General features: G+C 71.1%; 20 protein-coding genes, 1 tRNA gene and 1 pseudogene. 6 read left to right on the forward strand and 16 right to left on the reverse strand.

Annotated features, from left to right (window positions below; all coding sequences use genetic code 11):
* Positions 1–55 precede the first annotated feature (55 nt).
* From ABD161_RS13500 to ABD161_RS13540, 9 genes are all read right to left on the reverse strand, one after another.
* The gene (locus tag ABD161_RS13500) at positions 56–1,585 is read right to left on the reverse strand and encodes an alpha/beta hydrolase (protein WP_425560910.1); all 1,530 of its coding nucleotides are present in this window, start codon (positions 1,583–1,585) and stop codon (positions 56–58) included.
* A gap of 17 nt (positions 1,586–1,602) precedes the next feature.
* A complete protein-coding gene (locus tag ABD161_RS13505; RefSeq protein WP_344003945.1) occupies positions 1,603–2,778 on the reverse strand; it encodes a DNA polymerase III subunit delta' in 1,176 nt (391 codons plus the stop codon).
* Between the two features lie 585 nt (positions 2,779–3,363).
* Positions 3,364–3,990: a dTMP kinase gene (gene tmk, locus ABD161_RS13510; protein ID WP_344003947.1), complete on the reverse strand. Its 627-nt coding sequence runs from the start codon at positions 3,988–3,990 to the stop codon at positions 3,364–3,366.
* Positions 3,987–6,827: a type I DNA topoisomerase gene (topA, locus tag ABD161_RS13515; RefSeq protein WP_344003950.1), complete on the reverse strand. Its 2,841-nt coding sequence runs from the start codon at positions 6,825–6,827 to the stop codon at positions 3,987–3,989. Before topA ends, tmk begins: the two co-directional genes overlap by 4 nt.
* A gap of 97 nt (positions 6,828–6,924) precedes the next feature.
* Complete coding sequence (locus tag ABD161_RS13520) at positions 6,925–7,257, reverse strand: Rv3654c family TadE-like protein (protein WP_135112338.1); 333 nt, start codon at positions 7,255–7,257, stop codon at positions 6,925–6,927.
* Between the two features lie 41 nt (positions 7,258–7,298).
* Positions 7,299–7,607 (reverse strand): TadE family type IV pilus minor pilin, encoded by a 309-nt coding sequence (locus ABD161_RS13525; RefSeq protein WP_233441059.1) that lies wholly within the window; start codon positions 7,605–7,607, stop codon positions 7,299–7,301.
* Positions 7,608–7,666: 59 nt separating this feature from the next.
* Positions 7,667–7,867, reverse strand: coding sequence for a DUF4244 domain-containing protein (locus tag ABD161_RS13530; protein WP_135112336.1), 201 nt, complete (start codon positions 7,865–7,867; stop codon positions 7,667–7,669).
* Positions 7,868–7,907: 40 nt separating this feature from the next.
* Entirely contained in the window at positions 7,908–8,771 is an 864-nt protein-coding gene (locus tag ABD161_RS13535) for a type II secretion system F family protein (protein WP_344003961.1), read from the reverse strand.
* Between the two features lie 209 nt (positions 8,772–8,980).
* Positions 8,981–10,006: a TadA family conjugal transfer-associated ATPase gene (locus ABD161_RS13540; RefSeq protein WP_344003964.1), complete on the reverse strand. Its 1,026-nt coding sequence runs from the start codon at positions 10,004–10,006 to the stop codon at positions 8,981–8,983.
* Positions 10,007–10,251: 245 nt separating this feature from the next.
* Between ABD161_RS13540 and acs the strand changes: the two genes are divergently transcribed.
* Positions 10,252–12,231, forward strand: coding sequence for an acetate--CoA ligase (gene acs, locus ABD161_RS13545; protein ID WP_344003967.1), 1,980 nt, complete (start codon positions 10,252–10,254; stop codon positions 12,229–12,231).
* A 327-nt stretch (positions 12,232–12,558) separates the two neighbouring features.
* On the opposite strand, the gene ABD161_RS13550 is transcribed toward acs, so the two are convergent.
* Positions 12,559–13,017: a RidA family protein gene (locus ABD161_RS13550; protein WP_344003970.1), complete on the reverse strand. Its 459-nt coding sequence runs from the start codon at positions 13,015–13,017 to the stop codon at positions 12,559–12,561.
* A complete protein-coding gene (sp36, locus tag ABD161_RS13555; protein ID WP_135115548.1) occupies positions 13,014–13,232 on the reverse strand; it encodes a Sp36 family protein in 219 nt (72 codons plus the stop codon). The genes ABD161_RS13550 and sp36 overlap by 4 nt, the downstream gene beginning before the upstream one ends.
* Before the next feature lie 116 nt (positions 13,233–13,348).
* On the opposite strand from sp36, the gene ABD161_RS13560 reads away from it, so the two are divergent.
* The 4 genes from ABD161_RS13560 (at position 13,349) to ABD161_RS13575 (ending at position 18,008) form a co-directional block, all read left to right on the forward strand.
* On the forward strand, positions 13,349–15,934 hold the full coding sequence (locus ABD161_RS13560) for a transglycosylase domain-containing protein (protein WP_344003976.1): 2,586 nt from the start codon (positions 13,349–13,351) through the stop codon (positions 15,932–15,934).
* Complete coding sequence (locus tag ABD161_RS13565; protein ID WP_344003979.1) at positions 15,934–16,851, forward strand: metallophosphoesterase; 918 nt, start codon at positions 15,934–15,936, stop codon at positions 16,849–16,851. The genes ABD161_RS13560 and ABD161_RS13565 overlap by 1 nt, the downstream gene beginning before the upstream one ends.
* An 88-nt stretch (positions 16,852–16,939) precedes the next feature.
* A complete protein-coding gene (locus ABD161_RS13570) occupies positions 16,940–17,365 on the forward strand; it encodes a hypothetical protein (protein ID WP_344003984.1) in 426 nt (141 codons plus the stop codon).
* 73 nt (positions 17,366–17,438) lie between these two features.
* Complete coding sequence (locus tag ABD161_RS13575; protein WP_344003986.1) at positions 17,439–18,008, forward strand: hypothetical protein; 570 nt, start codon at positions 17,439–17,441, stop codon at positions 18,006–18,008.
* 56 nt (positions 18,009–18,064) lie between these two features.
* Here the strand turns inward: ABD161_RS13575 and ABD161_RS13580 are convergent.
* Together ABD161_RS13580 and ABD161_RS13585 are read right to left on the reverse strand one after the other, a co-directional pair.
* Positions 18,065–18,141 (reverse strand) — tRNA-Pro (locus ABD161_RS13580).
* A gap of 55 nt (positions 18,142–18,196) precedes the next feature.
* Positions 18,197–18,961, reverse strand: coding sequence for a class I SAM-dependent methyltransferase (locus ABD161_RS13585; protein ID WP_344003989.1), 765 nt, complete (start codon positions 18,959–18,961; stop codon positions 18,197–18,199).
* A 47-nt stretch (positions 18,962–19,008) separates the two neighbouring features.
* Between ABD161_RS13585 and ABD161_RS13590 the strand changes: the two genes are divergently transcribed.
* Positions 19,009–19,782, forward strand: a complete 774-nt coding sequence (locus tag ABD161_RS13590) for an HAD-IIB family hydrolase (protein WP_344003992.1) — start codon at positions 19,009–19,011, stop codon at positions 19,780–19,782.
* 713 nt (positions 19,783–20,495) lie between these two features.
* Here the strand turns inward: ABD161_RS13590 and ABD161_RS13595 are convergent.
* From ABD161_RS13595 to galE, 3 genes and pseudogenes are all read right to left on the reverse strand, one after another.
* Positions 20,496–21,722, reverse strand: a pseudogene (locus tag ABD161_RS13595) (alpha-hydroxy acid oxidase); the annotation flags it as partial.
* On the reverse strand, positions 21,722–22,468 hold the full coding sequence (locus ABD161_RS13600) for a FadR/GntR family transcriptional regulator (protein ID WP_344003998.1): 747 nt from the start codon (positions 22,466–22,468) through the stop codon (positions 21,722–21,724). The pseudogene ABD161_RS13595 and the gene ABD161_RS13600, both read right to left, overlap by 1 nt.
* Positions 22,469–22,624: 156 nt before the next feature.
* Entirely contained in the window at positions 22,625–23,644 is a 1,020-nt protein-coding gene (gene galE, locus ABD161_RS13605) for a UDP-glucose 4-epimerase GalE (protein ID WP_344004001.1), read from the reverse strand.

Genomic DNA, 23,644 nt, shown 5'->3' on the forward strand with positions numbered 1-23,644 from the left:
CATACCCGATCCGAAACCGTGCTCCGAACCGGGGCGACCGCCCGGGAGGGTCGCCTCAGGGCGAGCAGCGCAGGCCGTCTTCCGGCACCGTTCCCTCGAGGAAGTAGGTGTCCACGGCCTCGTCGACGCAGTCGCTCTGACCGTTGTACGCGGTGTGACCCTCGCCCTCGTACGTCACGAGCACGCCGCTCGAGAGCTGGTCGGCGAGCGACACCGCCCAGTCGTAGGGAGTGGCCGGATCGCCGGTGGTGCCGATCACGACGATGGGCGCGGCCCCGGATGCCGCGATCTTCTCGCGGACGCCGGTCGGCTCGTGCGGCCAGACCTCGCACACGCCCGGCCCCTCCCAGTAGGGAGCGATCGTTGGCGCCTCCTTCTCCAGGAGCGCGGATGCCGCATCCTCGGCCTCCTGCGACTGCGCGACCGGGTAGTCCATGCAGTTGTAGGCCTGGAACGCCTCGCTCGAGTTGTCGGCGTACTCGCCGTTCTCGCGCCCGTTGTAGAAGTCGGCGAGCATGAACGCGGTCGTCGGGTCGCCCTGCAGGGCCTCGCTCAGCGCCTGCGTGAGGTACGTCCAGTTCTCGGGCGCGTACAGCGCGGCGACGATCGCCGTGACGAGGGTGTCGGCGCCGAGCTGCCGGTCATCCGGGGCGGGCAGCGGCGAGCGGTCGACCGCGGCGAGCAGGGCGGACAGATCGCCCATCGCCTGATCCACGGTGCCGTCGAAGGGGCAGCCCTCGCCGTCGAGGCACGACTGCATGTAGGTGCGCAGCGCCCGCTCGAAGCCGATCCCCTGGGTGATGCCGACATCCGTCCCCGACACCGACGGGTCGATCGCGCCGTCGAGCACGAGACGGCCGACGCGGTCGGGGAACAGCTTTGCGTACGTCGCCCCGAGGAACGTGCCGTACGAGTAGCCGAGGTACGTGAGCTTCTCGTCGCCGAGCACGCCGCGGATGAGGTCCATGTCGCGCGCGGCCTGGTCTGTGGTGATGAACTCGAGGATGCCGCCGCTGTTCTGCTCGCACGCGTCGGCGAAGCCCTGGTTCTCGGCGACGAGCTCCTCCTCCCACTCCGGTGTTCCGCGCGGGTGCTGCGGAAGGTCGTAGAGGAAGTCGTCCATCCCCGCCGTGTCGAGGCACTTCACGGGCGTCGAGCGGCCCACACCGCGCGGGTCGAAGCCGATGATGTCGTACCGCTCCTGCAGCTGCTCGCTCACGGCGAAGTCGACCGACTCGGCGACGAAGTCGTAGCCGCTCGCGCCGGGACCGCCGGGGTTGATCAGCAGCGATCCGAGCGAGTCGCCGCCCGTCGCCGGCTGCCGCACGAGCTCGAGCTCGATCTCGCCCGCGCTCGGGTCGTTCCAATCGAGCGGCGCCGTCACGGTCGCCGTCTCCATGCCGTTGCCGCAGTCGGCCCACTCGAGCTCCTGCTCGTAGAACGGCCGGAGCTCGGAGCTGACGTCGGCGCCCACCTCGGGCTGCGTGACGCAGGGCCCTCCCTCCTCGGTCGGCGGGATCTGCGCGTAGAGGCATCCGGAGAGCGCGAGCGCGCCCGTGAGCAGGATGGCGACTGCGGCGAGCATGCGACGGATGTGAGAGGTCACGCCGGTCTTCCTCCAAGGGGACGTCGTCCGCTGACCACGGTGACGAGCAGCGATTCGAGAGCGAGTGTCGGCTGCACGTTCTGCTCCAGCGCCTCGCGGGTCTCGGCGATGTGGTCGAGCACGGTGAGGGTGCGCTCCGCGGGCCAGGCCGCGGCGCGCTCGCGCAGATCGTCGATCAGCTCGAGGTTGATGATGTCGGCGTCCTCGCGGAACTGCAGCATCACGATGTCGCGGAACAGCGACTGCAGGTCGGTGAGCACCCGGTCGAGGCCGTCGCGCAGGCTGCGCGTCGCGCGCTTCTTCTGCTCGTCCTCGAGGGCGCTCAGCTGACTGCGCACCGCCGGCGGGATCCGGGCGCCGTCGGCGATGCCGACCGTGCGCAGCAGCGACGAGCGCTCGGCGTCGTCGCGCTCCGCGGTCAGGGCCTTGGCGTCGTCGGTCGCGGCCTGCACGATCTGCCCCGCGACCTCGACCACATCGGCGATGCCGCGCACCCGCAGGACGCCGCGCAGGGTCTCATCGCGCCGGATGCGGGACGCCTCATCCGTGGCCAGGCGCTGCGCCATGCCGATGTGCCGCTGCGCGTGACGCGCCGCCTGCTCGGCGATCACGGGGTCGACGCCCGTGCGGGCCGTGATGAGAGCGGCGACCTGCTCGACCTCGGGCTCGCGCAGCCGCAGCACCCGCACGCGGGAGCGAATGGTCGGCAGCAGGTCGGCATCGCTCGGCGCGCACAGGATCCAGACGGTGCGCTCCGGCGGCTCCTCGAGCGCCTTCAGCAGCACGTTCGACGTGCGCTCGGTCATCCGGTCGGCATCCTCCATGACCATGACCCGGTACCGCCCGGCCGACGGAGCGAGGTACGACCGCGACGCCATGGCGCGCGCGTCCTTGATGGAGATGATGACGCCCTCGGTGCGCAGCGCGGTGAGGTCGGGATGCGTGCCAGCGATGACCTGACGCATCGTGTGCTCGTCGTCCGGTCGCTCGGCGATCAGCGCCGCCGCGAACGCCCGCGCAAGAGGCGCCCGGCCCGAGCCGGGAGGCCCCGTGATCAGCCACGCGTGGGAGAGGGCGGCCGGGTCGGATGCCGCAGCGCGCAGCGTCTCGACGGCGTCATCCTGCCCCCACACCTCGCCCCACGGCAGGGTCGGCGCGGCCACGGAGGTCATGGCGTCCACCCTATCCCGGGGGTCTGACGTTCCCTTTTCCGCTTCGCGGGTAGTGCAGTGAACGTGCTCGATCGCTGTTTTCTTTTCCGCTTCGCGGGTAGTGCAGCGAACGTGCTCGATCGCTGTTTTCTTTTCCGCTTCGCGGGTAGTGGATCGAACGTGCTCGATCGCTCGGCCAGCGCTTCGCGCCGGCGCTCGCGATCTCGGGCTGTCGCTTCGCTCCATCCGGGGCGGGAGTGTCACGTTCGGAGATGGTTGGCAGTCGCTTCGCTCCACGCTCGCTTCGCTCGCACAGGGGCACAGGTCGGGTGTGCTTTTCCGCTTCGCGGGGTAGTGGATGGAACGTGCTCGATCGCTCGGCCGACGCTTCGCGCCGGCGCTCGCGATCTCGGGCTGTCGCTTCGCTCCATCCGGGGTGAGGACGTCACGTTCTGGAGATGGTTGGCAGTCGCTTCGCTCCACGCTCGCTGCGCTCGCACGGGGGCACAGGGGGGCGGGGCACAGCCCGTTTCGCGCGGGTCGTCAGCCCCCGGTTGTCGAGCGAGCGCCAGCGAGTCGAGACGACGGCGCAGGGCCGCCCGAGGGTCAGAGGAGCGGTTGGACGCGGGCGCGGATGTCGGCCGCGAGGTCGGCGACCGGGCGGGAGGCGTCGAGCACCAGGAAGCGCTCCGACTCCTCGGCCGCGAGCGCCAGGAAGGCGGCGCGGACGCGGGCATGGAACTCGTCCTTCTCTGCCTCCAGCCGGTCGAACGGCTTGTCGGCCGCGTCGAGGCGCGCGCGTGCCGTCGCCGGATCCAGGTCGAGCAGCACCGTCACGTCCGGAAGCGCACCGTCGGCCGCCCAGAGCGAGAGCCCGCGCACCTCGGTCGCATCGAGCACGCGGCCCGCGCCCTGGTACGCGACGGACGAGTCGAGGTAGCGATCCTGGATCACCACCTCGCCCCGGGCGAGCGCCGGGCGCACCAGCGTCTCGACATGATGGGCGCGATCCGCCGCATACAGCAGCGCCTCCGCGCGGGGAGCGATGTCACCCCGATGATGAAGGACGATGTCGCGGATGAGCACGCCCACCTCGGTGCCGCCCGGCTCGCGCGTGCGGACGACGGTGCGACCGGTGCCCTCGAGCCACTCGTGAAGCAGGCGCGCCTGGGTGGTCTTGCCCGACCCGTCGCCGCCCTCGAGGGTGATCCAGAGGCCGCGGCTTGCGCTCACTGCTCTTCCGCGTCCTTCTTCGCCTTGTTGGCGGCCCGGGTGGCCGCGGCCTTCTTCGCCGCCTCCGAGCGCGACGTGGACGCGGCCTTCGTCGTCTTCTTCGCGGTCGTCGCCTTCGCGGGGGCCTTCTTCGCCGCAGTCGTCTTGCTCGCGGCGGGCTTGGCGGCCGCGCGGCCGCGCTTCGGGGCCGGGCCCTTCGCGCGCTTCTCGGCCAGCATCTCCACGGCGCGCTCGAACGTGATCTCGTCGGGCGTGGTGCCGCGCGGGATCGTGACGTTCGTCTCGCCGTCCGTGACGTACGCGCCGAAGCGGCCGTCGCGGATCCGGATCGGCTTGCCGCTGACCGGATCGGCCTCGAACTCCTTGAGGGCGCTGGAGGCGCGGCGGGCGCCGTACTTCGGCTGGGCGTACAGCTCGAGGGCCTTCTCCAGCGTGATGTCGAAGATCTGGCTCTCGCTCTCGAGCGAGCGCGAGTCGGTGCCCTTCTTCAGATACGGGCCGAACCGGCCGTTCTGCGCCGTGATCTCCTCGCCCGTGGCGGGATCAGTGCCCACCACGCGGGGCAGCGACAGCAGCTGCAGGGCGGTGTCGAGGTCGATCGTCTCGGGCGACATCGACTTGAACAGCGAGGCGGTGCGCGGCTTGGGAGCGGCGGCCTTCTTGGTCGTGCGCTTCTTCGGCGCTTCCTCGGCGACCTCCCCGGTCGCCTCGTCGACGGCATCCGGATCGACCGGATCCTGCTCCTGAACGTACGGTCCGAAGCGGCCGTCCTTGACGACGACGAGCTTGCCGTTCTCGGGGTTCTCGCCGAGCACCCGGTCGCCCGCGATGGGGGCGTCGATGAGCTCCTGAACCTTCTCGGCGGTGAGCTCGTCGGGCGCGAGGTCCTCGGGAACGTTGACGATGCGCGACTTGCCCTCGGGGTCGGCCGGGTCGATGACGTCGATGTACGGGCCGTACTTGCCGAAGCGCAGCGTCGCCGTATCGGTCAGCGGTGTCGCGTTCAGGGCGCGGGCGTCGATCTCGCCGAGGTTGTCGACGATGCCGCGCAGGCCGGGGTGCTCGCCCGACCCGAAGTAGAACGAGCGCAGCCATTCGACGCGCTTCTGCTCGCCGCGCGCGATCGCGTCGAGGTCGTCCTCGAGCTCGGCCGTGAAGTCGTAGTCGACGAGCGCGGCGAAGTGCTGCTCGAGCAGGCGGACGACGCTGAAGGCGAGCCACGACGGCACGAGCGCCTGCCCGCGCTTCGACGCGTAGCCGCGGTCGAGGATCACGCCGATGATGCTCGCGAAGGTCGACGGGCGGCCGATCCCCTTCTCCTCGAGCGCCTTGACCAGGCTCGCCTCGGTGTAGCGCGGCGGCGGGGTCGTCGAGTGGCCCTTCGCCTGGGCGTCGGACAGCGAGACGCGATCGCCCGTGGCGACCTGCGGCAGCGACTGGTTCGCCTCCTCGTCGGCGTCGCGGCGCCGCTCGTCGCGGCCCTCCTCGTACGCCTCCAGGAAGCCCTTGAAGGTGTAGACGGTGCCGGATGCGGTCAGCTCAGCGGTCTTGCCGTCGGCCTGCGTCTCGAGCGTGACCGTGGTGGTCTCGAACTCGGCGTCGGACATCTGACTCGCGACCGTGCGCATCCAGATCAGCTCGTACATCCGCTGCTCGTCGCGGCCCAGCTCGCCCGCGACCTGCTTCGGGGTGCGGAACTGCTCGCCGGACGGGCGGATGGCCTCGTGCGCCTCCTGCGCGTTCTTGCTCTTGGAGGCGTAGACGCGCGGCTTCAGCGGCACCGCCCGCTCGCCGTACAGCGCGACGGCCTGCTCGCGGGCGGCGTTGATCGCCTGCGCGCTGAGGTTGGTCGAGTCGGTGCGCATGTAGGTGATGTAGCCGCGCTCGTAGAGGCTCTGCGCGACGGACATGGCGTTCTTGGCCGACAGGCCGAGCTTTCGGCCGGCCTCCTGCTGCAGCGTCGACGTGGTGAACGGCGCGTAGGGCCGGCGCTTGCCGGGCTTCGCCTCGACCTTGGTGACGGTCGCCTCGCCGGTGGCGTCGAGCGCCGTCGCGAGCGCGCGGGCGGCCTTCTCGTCGAGAACGACGACGGCGCGCTTGAGCTGTCCGCGGTCGTCGAAGTCGCGGCCCACGGCGAGCGAAGCGCCGTCGAGGCGCACGAGGCGCACCGAGAAGCCCTCGTCGGAGCGGGCGGCGGTCGCCTGGATGCCCCAGTAGTCGGCCGCCACGAACGCCATGCGCTCGCGCTCGCGGTCGACGATCAGGCGCGTCGCGGCCGACTGCACGCGGCCGGCGCTCAGCGCCTGCCCGCCCGCGCCGCTGCCGATCTTGCGCCACAGCACGGGAGAGACGTCCCAGCCGTACAGGCGGTCGAGGATGCGCCGGGTCTCCTGCGCGTCGACGAGCGCGAGGTCGAGGTCGCGCGTGCGCTCGACGGCGGCACGGATGGCGTCCTTGGTGATCTCGTGGAACACCATGCGCTTGACCGGCACCTTGGGCTTGAGCGTCTCGAGCAGGTGCCAGGCGATGGCCTCGCCCTCGCGGTCTTCATCGGTGGCGAGCAGGACCTCGGAGGCGCCCTTCACCGCCCGCTTCAACTCGGAGACGGTCTTCGTCTTGCGTTCGCTGACGACGTAATAGGGGTCGAAGCCGTTGTCGATGTCGATCGAGTACTTGCCGTACGCGGCGCGGTCCTTCTCGGGGATGTCGCGCTTGCCGGCGAGGTCACGGATGTGACCCACCGAGCTCAGCACCTCGTACTGATCGCCGAGGTAGCCCTGAATCGACCTCATCTTCGTCGGGGACTCGACGATGACGAGCTTCTTGCCTGTTGACAACGGGTATCCTTTCGTCGTTGCAAACCATACACACCGGCGACTGTGCACTGGCGTGAGATGCAGTGAGCCGAAAGGCGACGCGGCGCGTGCGGCGGGCTCAGCCGGGTCCGCCGGGAGGAGGCGGGCCGGCCCGCGCGGTCGCGGTCGTCGGCATCCCGGCGAACAGTCCGCCGACGGTCACGGTGGCGATCAGCCCGTCGACCGCGCACGCCGAGACGGATGCGCGCTGGGCGCCCGCCACCTCCGCGGCACGCGCGCACGGGTCTCCCGTGACCGCACCCGATGCGGCATCCGCCGCCGCGAGTGCCGCCGCGTCGGCGACCGACGCCATCCGCTGGCTCTCGACCGCGGCGGATCCGGCCGCGGCGAGGCCGAGCATCAGCACCGCGGACGCCGCGACGACGCCCGCGGCGAGCGCGGATCCGGCCATGTCGTTCCTCTCTATAGGGCGCCGCTCGCCGCGACGTCGGATCACAGGCCCCCGGCCAGCGCGCAGCTCGACGACGTGAGCGTGACGGGGATGCCGGCGATCGGCACGTCGGCCGTCGCGGTGACGCAGACGAGGTCGCCCGAGTGGGACGAGGCGCTGCGGGCGCCCGCGACGGCCGAGGCGACCACGCCCGCGGCGCGCTCCCCCGGCTCGCCGCGGGCGAGCAGCCGCGCCGCGTCGGCCGCCGCATCCTGCAGACGGACGTGGGTCGAGGCGGCGAGCAGGCCGCCGATTCCCAGGGCGATCACCACGACAACCGCGGGAAGCGCCACCGCGAGCTCGGCGGCCACCGAACCGCGTTCGCCGCGCAGATCCTGTCTGCGACGCGTCGGACGCACGCGGCAGCGACTCACGCCACGCTGAGCGCCCGGCGGACGAGATCCGTCAGGATCTCGCGCACCTCGCCCGAGCGCATGATGACGACGAGGACGCCCGCGAAGGCGACGGCCGCCATCGTGACGATCGCGTACTCGGCGGTGGATGCTCCCGTGTCGTCGGCGATCAGGTCGCCGAGGGACGGGGTCGTGGTGTCGGATTCGAATGTCGTCATGACTCCTTCTTTCTGTAGGGATGGCCCTGGGGCCGGTGGATCACCCGGGAAGTTCCGGGAGAGGGGTGGCCGACAGCACGGCGAGCAGCATCGGCGCGACGCCGAGGCACAGGAACGCCGGCAGCGTGCACACGCCGAGCGGCAGCAGCAGGCGGGAGCCGAGCTTCGCCGCGCGAAGGCGCCCCTCGGTGCGGGCGCTCTGGCGCTCGTGCGCGGCGGTGGCGCGAAGCAGCTCGACGCCCGGCACTCCGGCGTCGCGCGAGAGCGCGAGCACCGCGGCCGTCTCCTCCGCTCCGGTCCGCGGTCCTCCCGGCGCCTCCGCGACAAGCCGCTGCGCTCGCTCGATCGACGCCCCGCCGCTCAGCGCGATGGCGGTGAGCTCTGCGTGCATCCCGGGTGTCCCCGGCGGCGGCTGCGCCGTCCGCACGAGCCGCCGCGTCCATCCGCGCGCGAGCAGCAGCAGCCCGACGCCGACGAGGAGGCAGGCGACCCCGATGGGATGGGTGAAGAGGACGCCCAGCACGTCGAAGCCGAGCGCCGCGCCGAGCAGCAGGCCTGCGAGCGGCAGCCACGTCATGAGACGCGCGGTGCCGGCGGGCTCGGCAAGGGCGATCCGGACGTCGTCCTGCGCCTCGCGCGCATCGCGCAGCGCCGCGGCGATCGACCGGAGGCAGTCGGCAAGCGGCGCGCCGACGGTGGCGGCGATGTCCCACGCCGCTGCCACATCGCGCCAGGGGTCACCGCCCGGACGCGCGGCCTCGGCTTCGATCGACTCCGGCAGGGGCGTTCCCGCCGCGCCGCGGCGTGCGATGCGCTCGGCGTCGGCATCGCCGGTGCCTGCGAGGTGGCGCCACGCGGCATCGGGGCTCGCCCCCGCCTGCAGCAGCACCGCCAGTTTCAGCACCCGACCGGCGATCGCCGCGGCCTCGTCCCCGCTCCGTCCGCGACGGGGCGAGGAGATCCGGCGAACAGAGGAGGATCCGCGCCGATTCGTCCTCGGCTCGCGCGATCTCCGCTCCTCGCGCGCCCGATCCGGGCCCGCGCCATCGGAACCCACCCGCCCCACGCCATCCCGCCCCACACCGGGGCAGCTCACCTCGGTCCGCTCGCGCATCACGCCGCCTCCCGCCAGGGCGCAACCGGCTGGATGCCGAGCCGCCCGCCCGTGTCGGTGAACCGGCCGACGCTCGCCAGGCGGCGCGATCCATCCGGGCTCCGCTCGAGGTGCAGCACGTATCCGATGGCGCTGCAGACCTGGCGGGCGACGGCGTGGTCGTCCATCCCGGCGAGGGCTCCTAGCGCCTCGAGCCGCGCGGGCACCTCGGCGAGGCCGCTGGCGTGAAGCGTTCCTGCTCCCCCGTCGTGCCCCGTGTTGAGCGCCGTGAGCAGTTCGCGCACCTCCTCGCCGCGGCACTCGCCGACCACGATGCGGTCCGGGCGCATGCGCAGCGACTCCCGAACCAGCCGCGCGAGGTCGATCGCACCGGCGCCCTCGAGGTTCGCCTGCCGCGCCTCGAGCGAGACGTGATGCGGATGCGCGATGCGCAGCTCGGCGACATCCTCGATCGTCACGATGCGCTCGTGCGCCGGCGCGTGGGCGAGCAGGGCCCCCAGCAGCGTCGTCTTGCCGGTGCCGGCAGCGCCGGTCACGAGCAGGTTCTCCCGCTCGCGGACGATCTGCACGAGCCAGCGGCGGGCGTCGTCACCGAAGGATCCGCCACGACAGAGCGCGTCGAGGTCGGCGCCACGCAGGCGCGGGATGCGGATGGACAGCGCCGTGCCGGATGTCGCCACCGGCGGCAGCACCGCGTGGACGCGGACGCCGTCCTGCAGCCGGACGTCGACGCAGGGCGTGGCGTCGTCGATGTGCCGCCCGCCGCGCGCGATCAGCGCTGTGGCCAGTTCCCGCACCTCGCGCTCGGACGCGCGCCACGCCGGATCCGGACGCGGCCCGTCGCCGCGGTCGACGAACAGGCCCGTGGCGCCGTTGACGAACAGGTCGGTGACGCCCGGATCCGCCAGGTACGGCGTCAGCGCCCCGAGCTGCCCGGCGGGCGCGGCCGGGTCCCCTCGGTCCCCCGGCGCTGCGGGATCAGGGTCCCTGCGCGCCCGGGGCTGCACGACGAACGGTTCGGCCATATCCCGACGCTAGAAAGCGCCGGGCGCCTGCGCGGCGCGATCCTGTCCCAACCACCACAACCGCCGGCGACCTGCCGCCTGTGGACGACCGATACTCCCTTTCGTCGGTATACGCCCGCGCGGCGAGCGGCGTACGTTCGAAGCGCGGGCACGGCCCGCGCGGGTGTCCGGCACTGCCGGCCCCGTACGCCGCGATCGCGCGGCAGCACACATCGAACGGACGTCGCAAAGGAGCGCACAGCCAGATGAGCGCTGAGAACACCAGCATCGACCACCTGCTCACCGAGAACCGGAGGTTCGCTCCGTCCGCCGAGTTCGCCGCGGACGCGGTCGCGGGGGCCGAGCTCTACGAGAAGGCCGAGACCGACCGCGAGGGCTTCTGGGCCGACCAGTCGCGGGAGCTGCTCCACTGGAGCACCCCGTTCACGCAGGTGCTCGACTGGTCAAACCCGCCGTTCGCGAAATGGTTCGCCGACGGCGCGCTGAACGTCGCCTACAACTGCCTCGACCGGCACGTGGAAGCCGGCAACGGAGACCGCGTCGCGCTGCTGTGGGAGGGCGAGCCGGGCGACGAGCGCCGCCTCACCTACGCCGAGCTCACCGACGAGGTCAAGCGCCTCGCGAACGTGCTCGCCGACCTCGGCGTCGGCCAGGGCGACCGCGTGGCGATCTACCTGCCGATGATCCCCGAGGCAGTGGCGTCGATGCTCGCCGTCGCGCGACTCGGCGCCGTGCACTCCGTCGTGTTCGGCGGGTTCAGCGCCGACAGCCTGCGCGCCCGCATCGACGACGCCGGCGCGAAGCTCGTCATCACCGCCGACGGCGGCTGGCGCAAGGGCAAGGTCTCGCCGCTCAAGCCCGCGGTCGACCAGGCCCTCGCCGCCCGCAACGGCCTCGGCGAGCAGGAGACGGTCGAGCACGTGCTCGTCGTCAAGCGCGGCGAGAACGAGGTCGACTGGTTCGAGGGCCGCGACCTCTGGTACCACGATGTGGTGCCGCAGGCCTCGGCGGAGCACGAGGCGCAGGCCTTCGAGGCCGAGAACCCGCTGTTCATCCTGTACACGTCGGGCACGACCGGAAAGCCCAAGGGCATCCTGCACACGTCCGGGGGCTATCTGACCCAGGCGGCGTTCACGCACCGCAACGTGTTCGACCTGCACCCCGAGAGCGACGTGTACTGGTGCACGGCGGACATCGGATGGATCACCGGGCACTCGTATGTCGTGTACGGCCCGCTCGCCAACGGCGCGACCCAGGTGCTCTACGAGGGAACGCCGGATCACCCGGAGCCCGGACGCTGGTGGGACGTCATCGAGAAGTACGGCGTGACGATCTTCTACACCGCGCCCACCGCGATCCGCGGGTTCATGAAGCAGGGCCGGCAGATCCCGCAGGCGCGCGACCTCTCGTCGCTGCGCGTGCTCGGCTCGGTGGGCGAGCCGATCAACCCCGAGGCGTGGGTCTGGTACCGCGAGGTGATCGGGGCCGGCAAGACCCCGGTCGTCGACACGTGGTGGCAGACCGAGACGGGCGCCATCATGGTGTCCGCCCTTCCCGGCGTGACCGAGACGAAGCCCGGATCGGCCCAGGTTCCGCTCCCCGGCATCTCGATCGACGTCGTGACGGATGACGGCAAGCCCGTCGGCAACGACGCGGGCGGGCTGCTGGTGATCACCGAGCCGTGGCCCAGCATGCTGCGCGGCATCTGGGGCGACCCGGAGCGCTTCAAGGAGACGTACTGGGACAAGTTCGCCGACCAGGGCTACTACTTCGCCGGTGACGGCGCCCGCCTCGACGAGGACGGCGACATCTGGCTGCTCGGCCGGGTCGACGACGTGATGAACGTCTCGGGCCACCGCCTGTCGACCGCCGAGATCGAGTCGGCCCTGGTCGCCCACGAGGCGACCGCCGAGGCGGCCGTGGTCGGGGCGTCGGATGAAACCACCGGTCAGGCGGTCGTCGCGTTCGTCATCCTGAAGGAGAGCTACCTCAAGAAGCACAGCGCCGAGGGCCTCGCCCAGCAGCTGCGCCAGTGGGTCAGCGAGCAGATCGGGGCGATCGCCCGTCCGCGCGACATCTACATCGTCGGCGAGCTGCCCAAGACGCGCTCGGGCAAGATCATGCGCCGCCTGCTGCGCGACGTCGCCGAGGGCCGCGAGGTCGGCGACACCACGACGCTCGCCGACACCGCGGTGATGAGCGTCATCTCCGCCCAGGTGAAGTAACCGCCCGCGGCGGCGCCGCCCGTCGAAACAGCACTGCCCCGCCGAAACTGCATGTGAGAACTGCAGTCTCGGCGGGGCATCGCTGTGTCAGCCGCCGGATGCTGCCTGACGCCCGGCGCACGAAGCACACCGGGGCCCAGCGGAGGCGGAGGCATCGGCCCCCGCAGGCGCATCACACCAAGAGTGGCGTACCCCGACCCCGTGCGAGCGAAGCGAGCGTGGAGCGGAGCGACCAATGCAGCGCGAAGCGCTGCCGCAACGGAGCGAAGCGACGGTGCCTCGCTCGCAAGGGCGCCGCTTGCGGCCCCGAAGCGTGCGAGCCGCGTCTCAAGAAAACGTGAAGGCGACCTCGACCTCGACGGGCGAGTCGAGGGGCAGCACGGGCACGCCCACGGCCGAGCGGGAGTGACGCCCGGCGTCGCCGAAGATCTCGCCCAGCACCTCGCTCGCGCCGTTGATGACGCCGGGCTGGCCGGTGAACGTCGGCACCGAGGCGACGAAGCCCGTGACCTTCAGCACACCCGTGAGGCGGTCGACGCCGCCGACGGCGTCCGCTGCCGCCGCGAGGGCGTTCAGCGCGCTCTGGCGGGCAAGGCCCTTCGCGTCCTCGGCCGCGACCTCCGCGCCGACCTTGCCGGTGGCGGGAAGCGATCCGTCGAGCATCGGCAGCTGGCCCGAGGTCTGCACGACGTCGCCGTGCACCTTCGCGGGGATGTACGCCGCGACGGGCGGCACGACCGACGGCAGCTCGATGCCGAGCTCGGCCAGGCGCTCGGAGACGGTCACTGCTCGCCCTCGAACTGCTTGGCCGCCTCGGCAGCGTGGCCGAGACCGGCGTTGGCGGCGCCCCCGCCGACGGGGCGCTTCAGGTAGGCGACGAGGCCGCCCTCGTTGTTCGGGACGACCTGCACGAGCTCCCAGCCCTGCTTGCCCCAGTTGTTCAGGATGGCCGCGGTGTTGTGGATCAGCAGCGGCGTGGTGAGGTACTCCCACGTGGTCATGGAGCGGTCCTTCCGGGTACGGCGCCGGCGCGCGAGGGCCGGGCAGGTGGCAGGGCGAGCGCCGCGACGCGCCCGGGATCCGGAAATCGCTCAGGCTGACGGCTTACGATCACCCTATGCCTCATGGAAAAAGGACGGCCAGCGGTGTGCTCGGCGGCCTGCTCGGCCTCGTCGGCCTGAGCGCGGTCGCCGGTCTGCTCATCACCGCGACGGTCACGCCCGCGATCGCCGTCTCCGGCTACGCGGCGTCGAGTGCGATCACGCTGTTCGAGAAGCTCCCGGGCGACCTCAAAGTCGACCAGCCGATGCTGCCGACCACCATCTACATCGATGACCCGAACAGCGACAAGCCGTATGAGCTCGCCTCGTTCTACGACCAGAACCGCACGCCCGTCGAGTACGACGAGGTGTCGACGGTCATGTACGACGCGATCCTGTCCAGTGAGGACCCCCGCTACTACGAGCACGGCGGCGTCGACCTGCTCGGCACGGCGAAGGCCGTGGCGAGCAACCTCGAGGGCAGCGGTCAGACCCGCGGTGGCTCGTCGATCAGCCAGCAGTACGTCAAGAACGTCCTGATCCAGCGGTGCGAGAAGGATGCCGGCAACGAGGACGAGCGCCAGGCCTGCTATGCCCAGGCGATCCAGGCAGAAGGCCCCGAGGGCATCCAGCGCAAGCTGCAGGAGATGCGCTACGCGATCGCCATCGAGAAGGAGTACTCGAAGAACGACATCCTCCTCGGGTACCTGAACATCGCCAACTTCGGCGGCATCACGTACGGAATCGAGGCTGCCGCGCAGTACTACTTCGGCGTCTCGTCGAAGGACCTCAACATCGTGCAGGCGGCGACCCTGGCCGGCATCGTGCAGAACCCGAACCTGTACCGCATCGACCGTCCCGAGGGCACGTACACGACAAGCGATGGCACCGTCCTCAACACGGAGGAGAGCGGCTACGCCGAGACGAAGGATCGCCGCAACTACGTGCTCACGCGCATGTACGAGGACGGCAAGATCACCGAGGCCGAGTACAAGGAGGCGCACGCCTCCCCCATCGAGCCGAACATCCACCCGCGTACCAAGGGCTGCACCGCGGCCGGTGGATCGGCGTACTTCTGCCAGTACGTCAAGACGGTCATCGAGAAAGACCCGAACTACGGTCCCGACGCGCTGCGCCGCGGTGGCCTGAAGATCTACACGACGCTCGACACGAACGTCCAGGGCCCGGCCGAGCAGGCGATGAAGGACTACGCGCCGGCCACCATCCCGGGCATGGACTTCGGATCGACGGCGGTCTCGCTCGAGGCCAACACCGGGCGCATCCTCGCCATGGCGCAGAACACGACCTTCAACGAGAGCGCCGAGGCTCCGCCCGGCAGCACCTCGATCGTGTACGCCGCCGACAAGGATCACGGAAGCTCGCAGGGCTTCATGGTCGGCTCGACCTTCAAGGTGTTCACGCTGCTCGACTGGCTCGAGAAGGGCCACTCGATCAACGAGACGCTCAACGGTGTGAACCGACAGGCGTTCCAGGGCTTCAACTGCGACGGCTCGCCCATCCCCCAGACCAGCAAGGTCGAGAATTTCCGCAACACGGGCGGCTACACCGGCTCGGTGGCGCGGTTCACGAGGGACTCGCTGAACTCGGGCTACTTCGCCATGGCGTCGCGCCTGAACCTCTGCGACATCATGCGCGTCGCGGACCGCCTCGACGTGACGACGGGCGACGGCCTGCACCTCACCACGGAGAAGGAGCCGAACATCGGGCGCGGCCCGGTGCCGTTCGACATCCTGGGCTCGTTCAACATCGCCCCGATGACGATGGCGTCGGTGTACGCGACGATCGCGAACAACGGCATCCAGTGCCCGCCGAAGGCGATCGACCGGATCACCAACGCCGCCGGCGAGGAGCAGCCGCTGCCGGAGTCGGCCAGCTGCGAGCAGAAGATCGCTCCCGAGGTGGCGGCCACGGCGGCATCCGCGCTCGCCGGCGTGATGAACGGCGGCACCGGCAACCAGGCGAACGCCTACGACGGCACCCCCGTGCTCGGCAAGACCGGTACGCACGAGGAGATCCAGACCTCGATGGTGCAGGCATCGACGAAGGTCGCCACCTTCGTGTGGGTCGGCAACGCCAGCGGTGAGGCGGACGTGTTCCGCACGTATACGAACGCCGGTGCGGTATCCGACCTGCGCTACCCGATCTCCCGGGCGATCCAGGGGGCCGCGAACGCCCACTACGCGGGCAGCCAGTTCCCGCCGCCGGACCCGAACCTGAGCCGGCTCATCCTGTCCGACCTTCCCAACGTGGTCGGGATGTCGACCAAGGACGCCGAGAACACTCTCTGGGCCGCGGGATTCATCCCCTCGGTCGGCGAGCCGGTGCCCGGCACCCAGCCGGAGGGCGTGATCGAGACGCAGAACCCGGGCGCCGGGCGCGTCGCGGGCGGCACGACCGTCACGATCCACCCGAGCAACGGCAAGGGAAGCGCGGTTCCGGACGTGAAGGGCCAGTCGATGGAGAGCGCCTTCGCGTCGCTCGCGAGCGCCGGCTTCACGCCGCAGCAGGGCGAGTGCGAGAAGTCGAAGGACGCCGGAGCGGGCCGGGTCACCGGCACCTCCCCCGCGGCTGACGAGGTGCTCACGCAGGGCGCCACGGTGACCGTGAACTACGAAGCCCGCAAGTGCGGCGACGACGACTAGTGGGTTCTCTCGTTCGCGGTGCGGCCGCGCTGGGTGCCGTTGCGGCGGCCGGCGCGGCCGCAGCCGTCTGGGGTGTCGGGATCGAGCGCTACCTGTTCACCGTGCGTCGCCACGTGATCCGGATGCTCGAACCGGGCTCCGCGCCGATCCGCATCCTGCACATCTCCGATGCGCACATGGCGCCCTGGCAGCACCGCAAGCAGCGGTGGATGGCCGGGCTCGTCTCCCTGCGCCCCGACCTCGTCATCAACACGGGTGACAACCTCGGGCACGTCGACGGCCTCGACGGCGTCCGCGAGGCGCTCTCGCCGCTCGCGGGCGTGCCGGGGGTCTTCGTGCACGGCTCGAACGACATGTACGGGCCCGGCCCGCGTAACCCGTTCCTGTACTTCACGGGGCCCTCGAAGCGCCCGCCGAAGGCGGTGCGCCTCGACACGGCGTCGCTCGACGCGTTCATGACCGATGAGCTGGGGTGGCACAGCGTCGACAACGGCGCCGCGACGGTGACGGTGCGCGGCCAGCGCATCCGCCTGTTCGGCGTGGGCGACGCCCACCACGGCCTCGACGACATGGACGCCGCGGCGTCCGCGCTGGCCGAGCAGGCCGACGCCCCGCTCACCCTCGGGGTCGCGCACGCGCCCTACCGGCGGGTGCTCGACGGCTTCAGCGACCGCGGCGCCGACGTGCTGTTCGCCGGGCACACCCACGGCGGCCAGGTGCGGGTGCCGTTCTACGGCGCGCTCGTGGCCAACTGCGACATCCCGCTGCGCCAGGCCCGCGGCCTGTCGACGTGGACCCACCGCGGCCGCGTGGTGCCCTTGAACGTCAGCGCCGGCCTCGGCCACTCGATCTACGCGCCCGTGCGCTTCGCGTGCCGGCCCGAGGCGTCGCTGATCACGCTCGCCCCGCGCGCCTGATCGATCAGGATTCGAGAAGCGCCCCGCGCCTGCCGCCTCCTAGCCTGAGGTCATCGCCCGCTCCGGGCGTCTGGACAGGAGGAATGGGATGAGCGAGGGGCTCAGCAAGGAAGAGCGCGACGCGGTCAAGCAGCGCGCGAAGGAGCTGCGCGAGCAGGAGAAGGCCGGCAAGAGCCGCGCCGCGGGTGAGAAGGCGGTGCTCGAGGCGATCGCGAAGCTCGACGCCGACGACAAGGCCCTCGCGGAGGGGTTCTACCGGTCGGTGTCGGAGGTCGCGCCCGAGCTCGTTCCCAAGACGTACTACGGGATGCCGGGCTTCGCGAACGCCGAGGGAAAGATCTTCGTGTTCATGCAGCCGGCCGGCAAGTTCAAGACCCGCTACTCCACCATCGGCTTCGAGGACCGGGCCGCCCTCGACGACGGCGACATGTGGCCGACGGCCTTCGCGGTGCTGAAGTGGACCCCCGAGGTCGAGAAGCGCGTGACCGGGCTCGTGCGCGCCGCGCTGACCTGACCTCGCGCCCGGCGTCGCCCACCGCGGGCGCGTGAGCCGGGCGATCCGGATGCCGCCTGGCAGGATGGCGTGGATGATCGCCGTCGAGATCGTGCCCGTCGCGCTGCCGGACAGCGTCGATGCGCGCGATGCGCGCGACTTCCTCGACTACGTCACGATCGCGGGGACCGTCACGCGCGAGCAGAGCGGATCCAGCGCGCTCGCGCAGGATCCGGCCGAGGTGCTCGCCCGCCTGCGGGACACGTCCTCCGCGACGTGGGTGCCGCTGCTCGCCCGCATCGCCGGACGCGCAGCCGGCGCCGCACAGCTCATGGCCCCGGCCGACGGCAGCGTGCTCGCCAACCTCAGCGTGTTCGTCCCCCGGCGTGACACGGGCATCCTGGAGACCATGCTGATCAAAGCCGCCGAAGACCAGGCCCGGTCGCGCTGGCGGACGGCCCTGCGCGCGGTCAGCCTTCACCGCCCGGATCCGGATGGGGACGCGATCCCCGCCGCCTCCGGGGATGAGTCCGTGCCGCGGGATCCGCAGGCGCGGGCCTGGGCCGAGTCGGGCTACACGCTCGAGCGCGTCACCCGGCACGCCGTGGAGCATCACGACCTCGAGTACCTCGCCGCCGAATGGCGCAAGGCGCTGACCGTCTGACTTCGGCGGGAGAAACGACAGAGGGACCGGCCGATACGGCTGGTCCCTCTGTCATTTGGTCGGGGTGACAGGATTTGAACCTGCGGCCTCGTCGTCCCGAACGACGCGCGCTACCAAGCTGCGCCACACCCCGTTTTGCAACCCTGCAAGTCTACCTGATCGGAAGGGGTGCGACGGACCGCGGGTGATCAGGGCCGGATCGCGCGGAACGCGTGGGTGACGTACGGCAGCTCGATCGTGCCGTCGGGTCCGGCGACACGCTCGCCCAGGCGGCGCACGCCGGCGAGCACGGCCGCGCGCTCGTCGTCCCCTGCCGTGAGCAGGTAGCTGCGCGACGCGGCGAGTTCGACGAGGCTTTCGGGCGTGTGCGTTGTGCTCCACGAGAACACGCGCTCCTCGATCGGCCCGAACGGCGCGGCCACGGCGGGGCCGCCCTTCGCGAACATGCCGGCGGCGTCCGAGCCGCGCATGACCTCGCCGAACTCCGCGACCCACGGCACCGAGTCGTCGCGCAGGTTCCACACGAGGCCCAGCACACCGCCCGGTCGCAGCACGCGGCCCGCCTCGCGCGAGGCCTCCGCCACGTCCACCCAGTGCCATGCCTGCCCGAACACGAGCGCGTCTGCGGACGCGTCCGCAAGCGGCAGCGCCTCGGCTCGGCCGAGCCGCGCCTCGACCTCCGGCACCCGGCGCGAGAGCTCCGCGATCATCCCGGCGTCGTGGTCCACTGCCGTCACCCGCCGACCGGGTGCCATCAGCTGCCGGGTGAGCTTTCCCGTGCCGGCGCCCACGTCGACCACATCGCGGGCGTCGGGCCCGACGAGCCACGCGACCGCGTCATCCGGGTACCCCGGTCGGGCCCGCTCGTACAGCTCGGCGGCCGCGCCGAACGAGGCGGCGTGCTTCGCCTTCTGGGCGGGATCCGACGAGTGGTCAGGGAGGAGCGCCGTCATGCCTCCCAGCGTATGGGCGCTGCGGCGCCGCGCTTAGGCTTGAACGCATGACCCTCGCGCCCCGGGTCGTGTCGTTCGATCTGGATGACACGCTCGCCCCCTCGAAGAGCCCCATCGACCCTCGCATCGGCGACCTGCTGATCCGGCTTGCGGAGCGGGTCGAGGTCGCCATCATCTCCGGCGGGCAGATCGCCCAGTTCCGTGCCCAGGTCGTCGATCGGCTCCCCCACGCTCCCGCTGAGACGCTGTCGCACCTGCACCTGCTTCCCACCTGCGGCACCCAGTACTACCGCTTCTCCGGGGACGAGCTCGTGATGCTCTACGCCCAGGACCTCACCGACGACGAGAAGCACCGCGCCCTCACCGCCGTCGAAGAAGAAGCCCGACGCCTCGGACTGTGGGAGACCGAGACCTGGGGGCCCATCCTCGAAGACCGCGGATCGCAGATCACCTTCTCCGCCCTCGGGCAGGCCGCCCCGGTGGACGCGAAGAAGGCGTGGGACCCGACCGGGGAGCGCAAGTCCCTGCTGCGCGACGCCGTCGCCGCCCGCGTGCCCGACCTCGAGGTGCGCTCGGGCGGATCGACGTCGGTGGACATCACCCGCAAGGGCATCGACAAGGCCTACGGCATGCGCCGCCTCGCCGAAGAGACCGGCGTCCCGCTGGCCGCGATGCTGTTCTACGGCGACCGGCTCGACCCCGACGGCAACGACTACCCCGTCCTCGCCATGGGCGACATCGAATGCATCTCGGTCACGGGATGGGAAGACACGGCCGAGAAGCTCGACGCGCTACTCGAGACACTGCCCGAACGGGGCTGAGGCGGGCTGCGGTCGGCTTCGACTCGCTGGCGCTCGCTCAGCCCGTTTCGACTCCGCTTCGCTCCGCTCAACGACCGGTGGGGCGATTCACCCCGTCCCGGTCGTTGAGCACCGGTGGGGGTTCACCCCGTCCCGGTCGTTGAGCATCGGTGGGGTTCAGCCCGTCCCGGTCGTTGAGCGGGAGTGAGCGCCAGCGAACGCACGTCGAAACGGGTTGAGCGAGCGAGGAACGAGCGAGTCGAAACCGCCCGGACGATGCCGAGAGCTGCAAGCCCGGCTTCGACTCGCTGGCGCTCGCTCAGCCCGTTTCGACTCCGCTTCGCTCCGCTCAACGACCGGTGGGGCGATTCACCCCGTTCCGGTCGTTGAGCGGGAGTGAGCGCCAGCGAACGCACGTCGAAACGGGTTGAGCGAGCGAGGAACGAGCGAGTCGAAACCGTCCGCACCTCGCCGAAGGCTGCGCTCCGCTCAACGACCGGTGGTCAGCGACCAGGCGTGAGGCCCTCCTCCGCCGCGCCGACCGTGTCGGAGGTCTGCTCGGCCGCCTCGAGCGGGGTGGTGCCGGGCTTCGCGGCAGTCTTCGCCGCGGCGCTCTTCGCGCGGGGCTTCGCGGGTGCCTTGGTCGCGGCGGGCTTGGATGCGGCCGCGCGCGGGGTGCGCACCGGCTGCGCCTTCGGCGCGAGCGCCTCGGCCGCCTCGCCGTAGGCAACGGAGACCGGCGCGACGCGCGTGAGCTGCGTGACGTGGCGGGGCTCGAGCTCCTCGAGCGAGCTCACCCCGAGCAGCTTCATCGTGCGCTCGATCTCGCTGCGCAGGATGGCGATGGTGCGGTCCACACCCGCCCGGCCGCCGGCCATGAGGCCGTAGAGGTAGGCGCGGCCGATGAGGGTGAACTTCGCTCCCAGCGCCACCGACGCGACGATGTCCGCGCCGTTCATGATGCCCGTGTCGATCATCACCGTGGCGTCCTTGCCGACCTCGCGCACGACCTTCGGCAGCAGGTGGAACGGGATCGGCGCCCGGTCGAGCTGGCGCCCGCCGTGGTTCGACAGCACGATTCCGTCGACGCCCAGGTCGATGAGCTTCACCGCGTCGGGCACGTTCTGCACGCCCTTGATCACGATCTTGCCCGGCCACATCTCGCGGATCGTGGCGAGGTCCTCGTAGCTGATCGTCGGATCCATCGCCTGGCCGATGAGGTCGCCGACCGTGCCGCCGGTCGACTTCAGCGACGCGAACTCGAGCTTCGGCGTCGTCAGGAAGTCGAACCACCACCACGGCCGCGGCAGCGTGTCGAGGACGGTCTTGATCGTCAGCTGGGGCGGGATGGAGAACCCGTTGCGGTAGTCGCGCATCCGGTTTCCGGCGACGGGGGTGTCGACCGTGAAGTGAAGCGTGTCGAATCCGGCCTCGGCCGCGCGCTTCACGAGGCCGTACGACACCTCGCGATCACGCAGCACGTACAGCTGGAACCAGTTGCGGCCGTGCGGGTTCGCGGCCTTCACGTCCTCGATCGACGTCGTGCCGAGGGTCGACAGCGTGAACGGGATGCCCGCCGCGCCTGCCGCCCCCGCGCCCGCGGTCTCACCCTCGGTCTGCATCAGGCGGGTGAAGCCGGTCGGCGCGATGCCGAACGGCATCGCGCTCGGCCCGCCGAGGATCTGCGTGGATGTGTCGACGTCCTCGGCCGGGCGCAGGATGTCGGGGTGGAACTCGATGTCCTCGAACGCCTGGCGCGCGCGCAGGATCGACAGCTCTCCCTCGGCGGCGCCGTCCGTGTAGTCGAACGCGGCCTTCGGCGTGCGGCGCTTCGCGATCAGCCGCAGGTCGGCGATCGTGAGCGCATCCTGCAGCCGGCGCTCCTTGCCGCCGAACGACGGCTTCTTGAGCTGGACGTACTCGAAGACGTCCTTGGGGTTCGGGAACTGCCGCTTGACCATCAGGAGCCTTTCTGTCGGGGCGCGGAACCGGTGAGGTGCGTCCGCGCGTAGAAGCCGGTGATGTGGGATCGCACGCGCTCGCGCGCGAGTTCGGGGTCGCCCGTGCGGACGGCGTCGAGGACGGCCGCGTGCTCGTCGCGCAGGTCGGCGACGAGCGCGGGCCAGTCGGCCACCGCGGCGGCGCCCTGGCGCGCGTAGGCCTCGATCGCCGTGCGCAGGCCTGCCATGACGGCCGCGATGACGACGTTGCCGGATGCCTCGGCGAGCGACAGATGGAACCTCGCGTCGAGCGCGAGGAAGTCCTCGGGCTCGAGGTCGTCGTCGGCCATGGCCAGCAGCAGTCGCTCTGACTCCGCGAGATCCGGATCCTGCCCGTCGCGGATCGCCGCAGCGAGCGACTCGACGACCGAGCCCTCGAGCACCGCGCGGCTCGCGACGACATCCGAGAAGGGGAAACCCTGCGCCGCGAGCTGCAGCCGCAGCAAGGTGGCGATCCCGCCCTGTGGCGTGGCGACGATCATCGCGCCGGCGGACGGGCCGGATCCGGATGCCGTGCGCACGAGCCCCATCGACTCCAGCACCCGCAGCGCCTCGCGCACGCTCGAGCGTCCGACGCCGAGGTTCGCGGCGAGCTCGCGCTCGCCCGGGAGGCGGTCGCCGGGGCCGAGCCGTCCCTCGAGCAGATCGGCCTCGATCCGCTCGAGTACGGTGCGCCAGGCGCGCGGCGACGACTCACCCTGCGGCATCGCGCCACCTCCCGGACCGGACGACCTATGGTCTGACCACAGTAACCCCTGTGGTCAGACCACGCAACGCGTCGCGTCGGGTCGGGTAGTGCGAGCACGCAGGATCAGCGGCGTTTCGACTCGCTCCGCTCGCTCAACGAACGAGGAAGGGCCGGCTCAGCCCTCATAGCCGCCGGGGTTCTTCTGCTGCCAGTTCCAGACGTCGCGGGTCATGTCGTCGATCGTCAGGCGCGCCTTCCAGCCGAGCTCGCGCTCGGCCTTCGCGGGGTCGCAGTAGGTGACGGCGAGGTCGCCGGGCCGGCGCGGCTGGAACTCCTTGGGCAGCTCGCGGCCGATCGCCTTCTCGAACGACGCGATCAGCTCGAGCACGCTCACCGGCTGCCCGGTGCCGAGGTTGTAGACGGCGAAGCCCGGCTGCGCCTTCTCCAGCGCCGCGACGTGGCCCTCGGCGAGGTCGACAACGTGGATGTAGTCGCGCTGGCCGGTGCCGTCCGGGGTGTCGTAGTCGTCGCCGAAGATGCCGATCTTCTCGAGTCGGCCCACTGCGACCCGCGCGACGAAGGGCATGAGGTTGTTCGGGATGCCCTGCGGGTCCTCGCCGATAAGGCCGGACTCGTGCGCGCCGACCGGGTTGAAGTACCGCAGCGAGGTGATGCTGACCTCGGGGTTGACGCTCTGGACGTCCTGAAGGACGACCTCGTTCATCAGCTTCGTCTTCGAGTACGGGTTCGACAGCTCGACGAGGTTGCGCGTCGCGTCCTCCGTGAACGGCAGGTCGGCCGGGTCGGAGTAGACCGTACCGGTGCTCGAGAAGACGAACGAGCGGATGCCGTTCGCGAGGCCGACGCGCAGCAGCGCGAACGTCGAGTCGAGGTTGTTGGCGTAGTAGTCGAGGGGCTTCTGCGTCGACTCCCCCACCGCCTTGTGCGCCGCGAAGTGGATGATCGCGTCGAACGGACCGTGGGCGGTGAACGCGCCCTCCACGATCTCGTCGTCCGCGGCGTCGCCGACGACGAGCGGCGTCTTCTTGCCGGTGATCTGCTCGATCCGCTGCTCGACCACGGCGCTCGTGTTGCCGAGGTTGTCGAGCAGCACGACCTCGTGACCGGCATCGAGGAGGGCGACGGCCGTGTGGGCGCCGATGTATCCGGCACCGCCGGCGAGAAGAACCTTCAT

Source organism: Microbacterium paludicola (assembly GCF_039529675.1).
GTDB classification, from domain to species: Bacteria; Actinomycetota; Actinomycetes; order Actinomycetales; family Microbacteriaceae; genus Microbacterium; species Microbacterium paludicola.

What these genes read in the sequence shown, in the direction of transcription:
- ABD161_RS13500 (WP_425560910.1), bottom strand. Translation starts at nt 1,585, where the DNA reads ATGCTCGCCGCAGTCGCCATCCTGCTCACGGGCGCGCTCGCGCTCTCC.
- ABD161_RS13505 (WP_344003945.1), bottom strand. Translation starts at nt 2,778, where the DNA reads ATGACCTCCGTGGCCGCGCCGACCCTGCCGTGGGGCGAGGTGTGGGGG.
- ABD161_RS13520 (WP_135112338.1), bottom strand. Translation starts at nt 7,257, where the DNA reads ATGGCCGGATCCGCGCTCGCCGCGGGCGTCGTCGCGGCGTCCGCGGTG.
- ABD161_RS13530 (WP_135112336.1), bottom strand. Translation starts at nt 7,867, where the DNA reads ATGACGACATTCGAATCCGACACCACGACCCCGTCCCTCGGCGACCTG.
- ABD161_RS13540 (WP_344003964.1), bottom strand. Translation starts at nt 10,006, where the DNA reads ATGGCCGAACCGTTCGTCGTGCAGCCCCGGGCGCGCAGGGACCCTGAT.
- acs (WP_344003967.1), top strand. Translation starts at nt 10,252, where the DNA reads ATGAGCGCTGAGAACACCAGCATCGACCACCTGCTCACCGAGAACCGG.
- sp36 (WP_135115548.1), bottom strand. Translation starts at nt 13,232, where the DNA reads ATGACCACGTGGGAGTACCTCACCACGCCGCTGCTGATCCACAACACC.
- ABD161_RS13560 (WP_344003976.1), top strand. Translation starts at nt 13,349, where the DNA reads ATGCCTCATGGAAAAAGGACGGCCAGCGGTGTGCTCGGCGGCCTGCTC.
- ABD161_RS13570 (WP_344003984.1), top strand. Translation starts at nt 16,940, where the DNA reads ATGAGCGAGGGGCTCAGCAAGGAAGAGCGCGACGCGGTCAAGCAGCGC.
- ABD161_RS13575 (WP_344003986.1), top strand. Translation starts at nt 17,439, where the DNA reads ATGATCGCCGTCGAGATCGTGCCCGTCGCGCTGCCGGACAGCGTCGAT.
- ABD161_RS13585 (WP_344003989.1), bottom strand. Translation starts at nt 18,961, where the DNA reads ATGACGGCGCTCCTCCCTGACCACTCGTCGGATCCCGCCCAGAAGGCG.
- ABD161_RS13590 (WP_344003992.1), top strand. Translation starts at nt 19,009, where the DNA reads ATGACCCTCGCGCCCCGGGTCGTGTCGTTCGATCTGGATGACACGCTC.
- ABD161_RS13600 (WP_344003998.1), bottom strand. Translation starts at nt 22,468, where the DNA reads ATGCCGCAGGGTGAGTCGTCGCCGCGCGCCTGGCGCACCGTACTCGAG.
- galE (WP_344004001.1), bottom strand. Translation starts at nt 23,644, where the DNA reads ATGAAGGTTCTTCTCGCCGGCGGTGCCGGATACATCGGCGCCCACACG.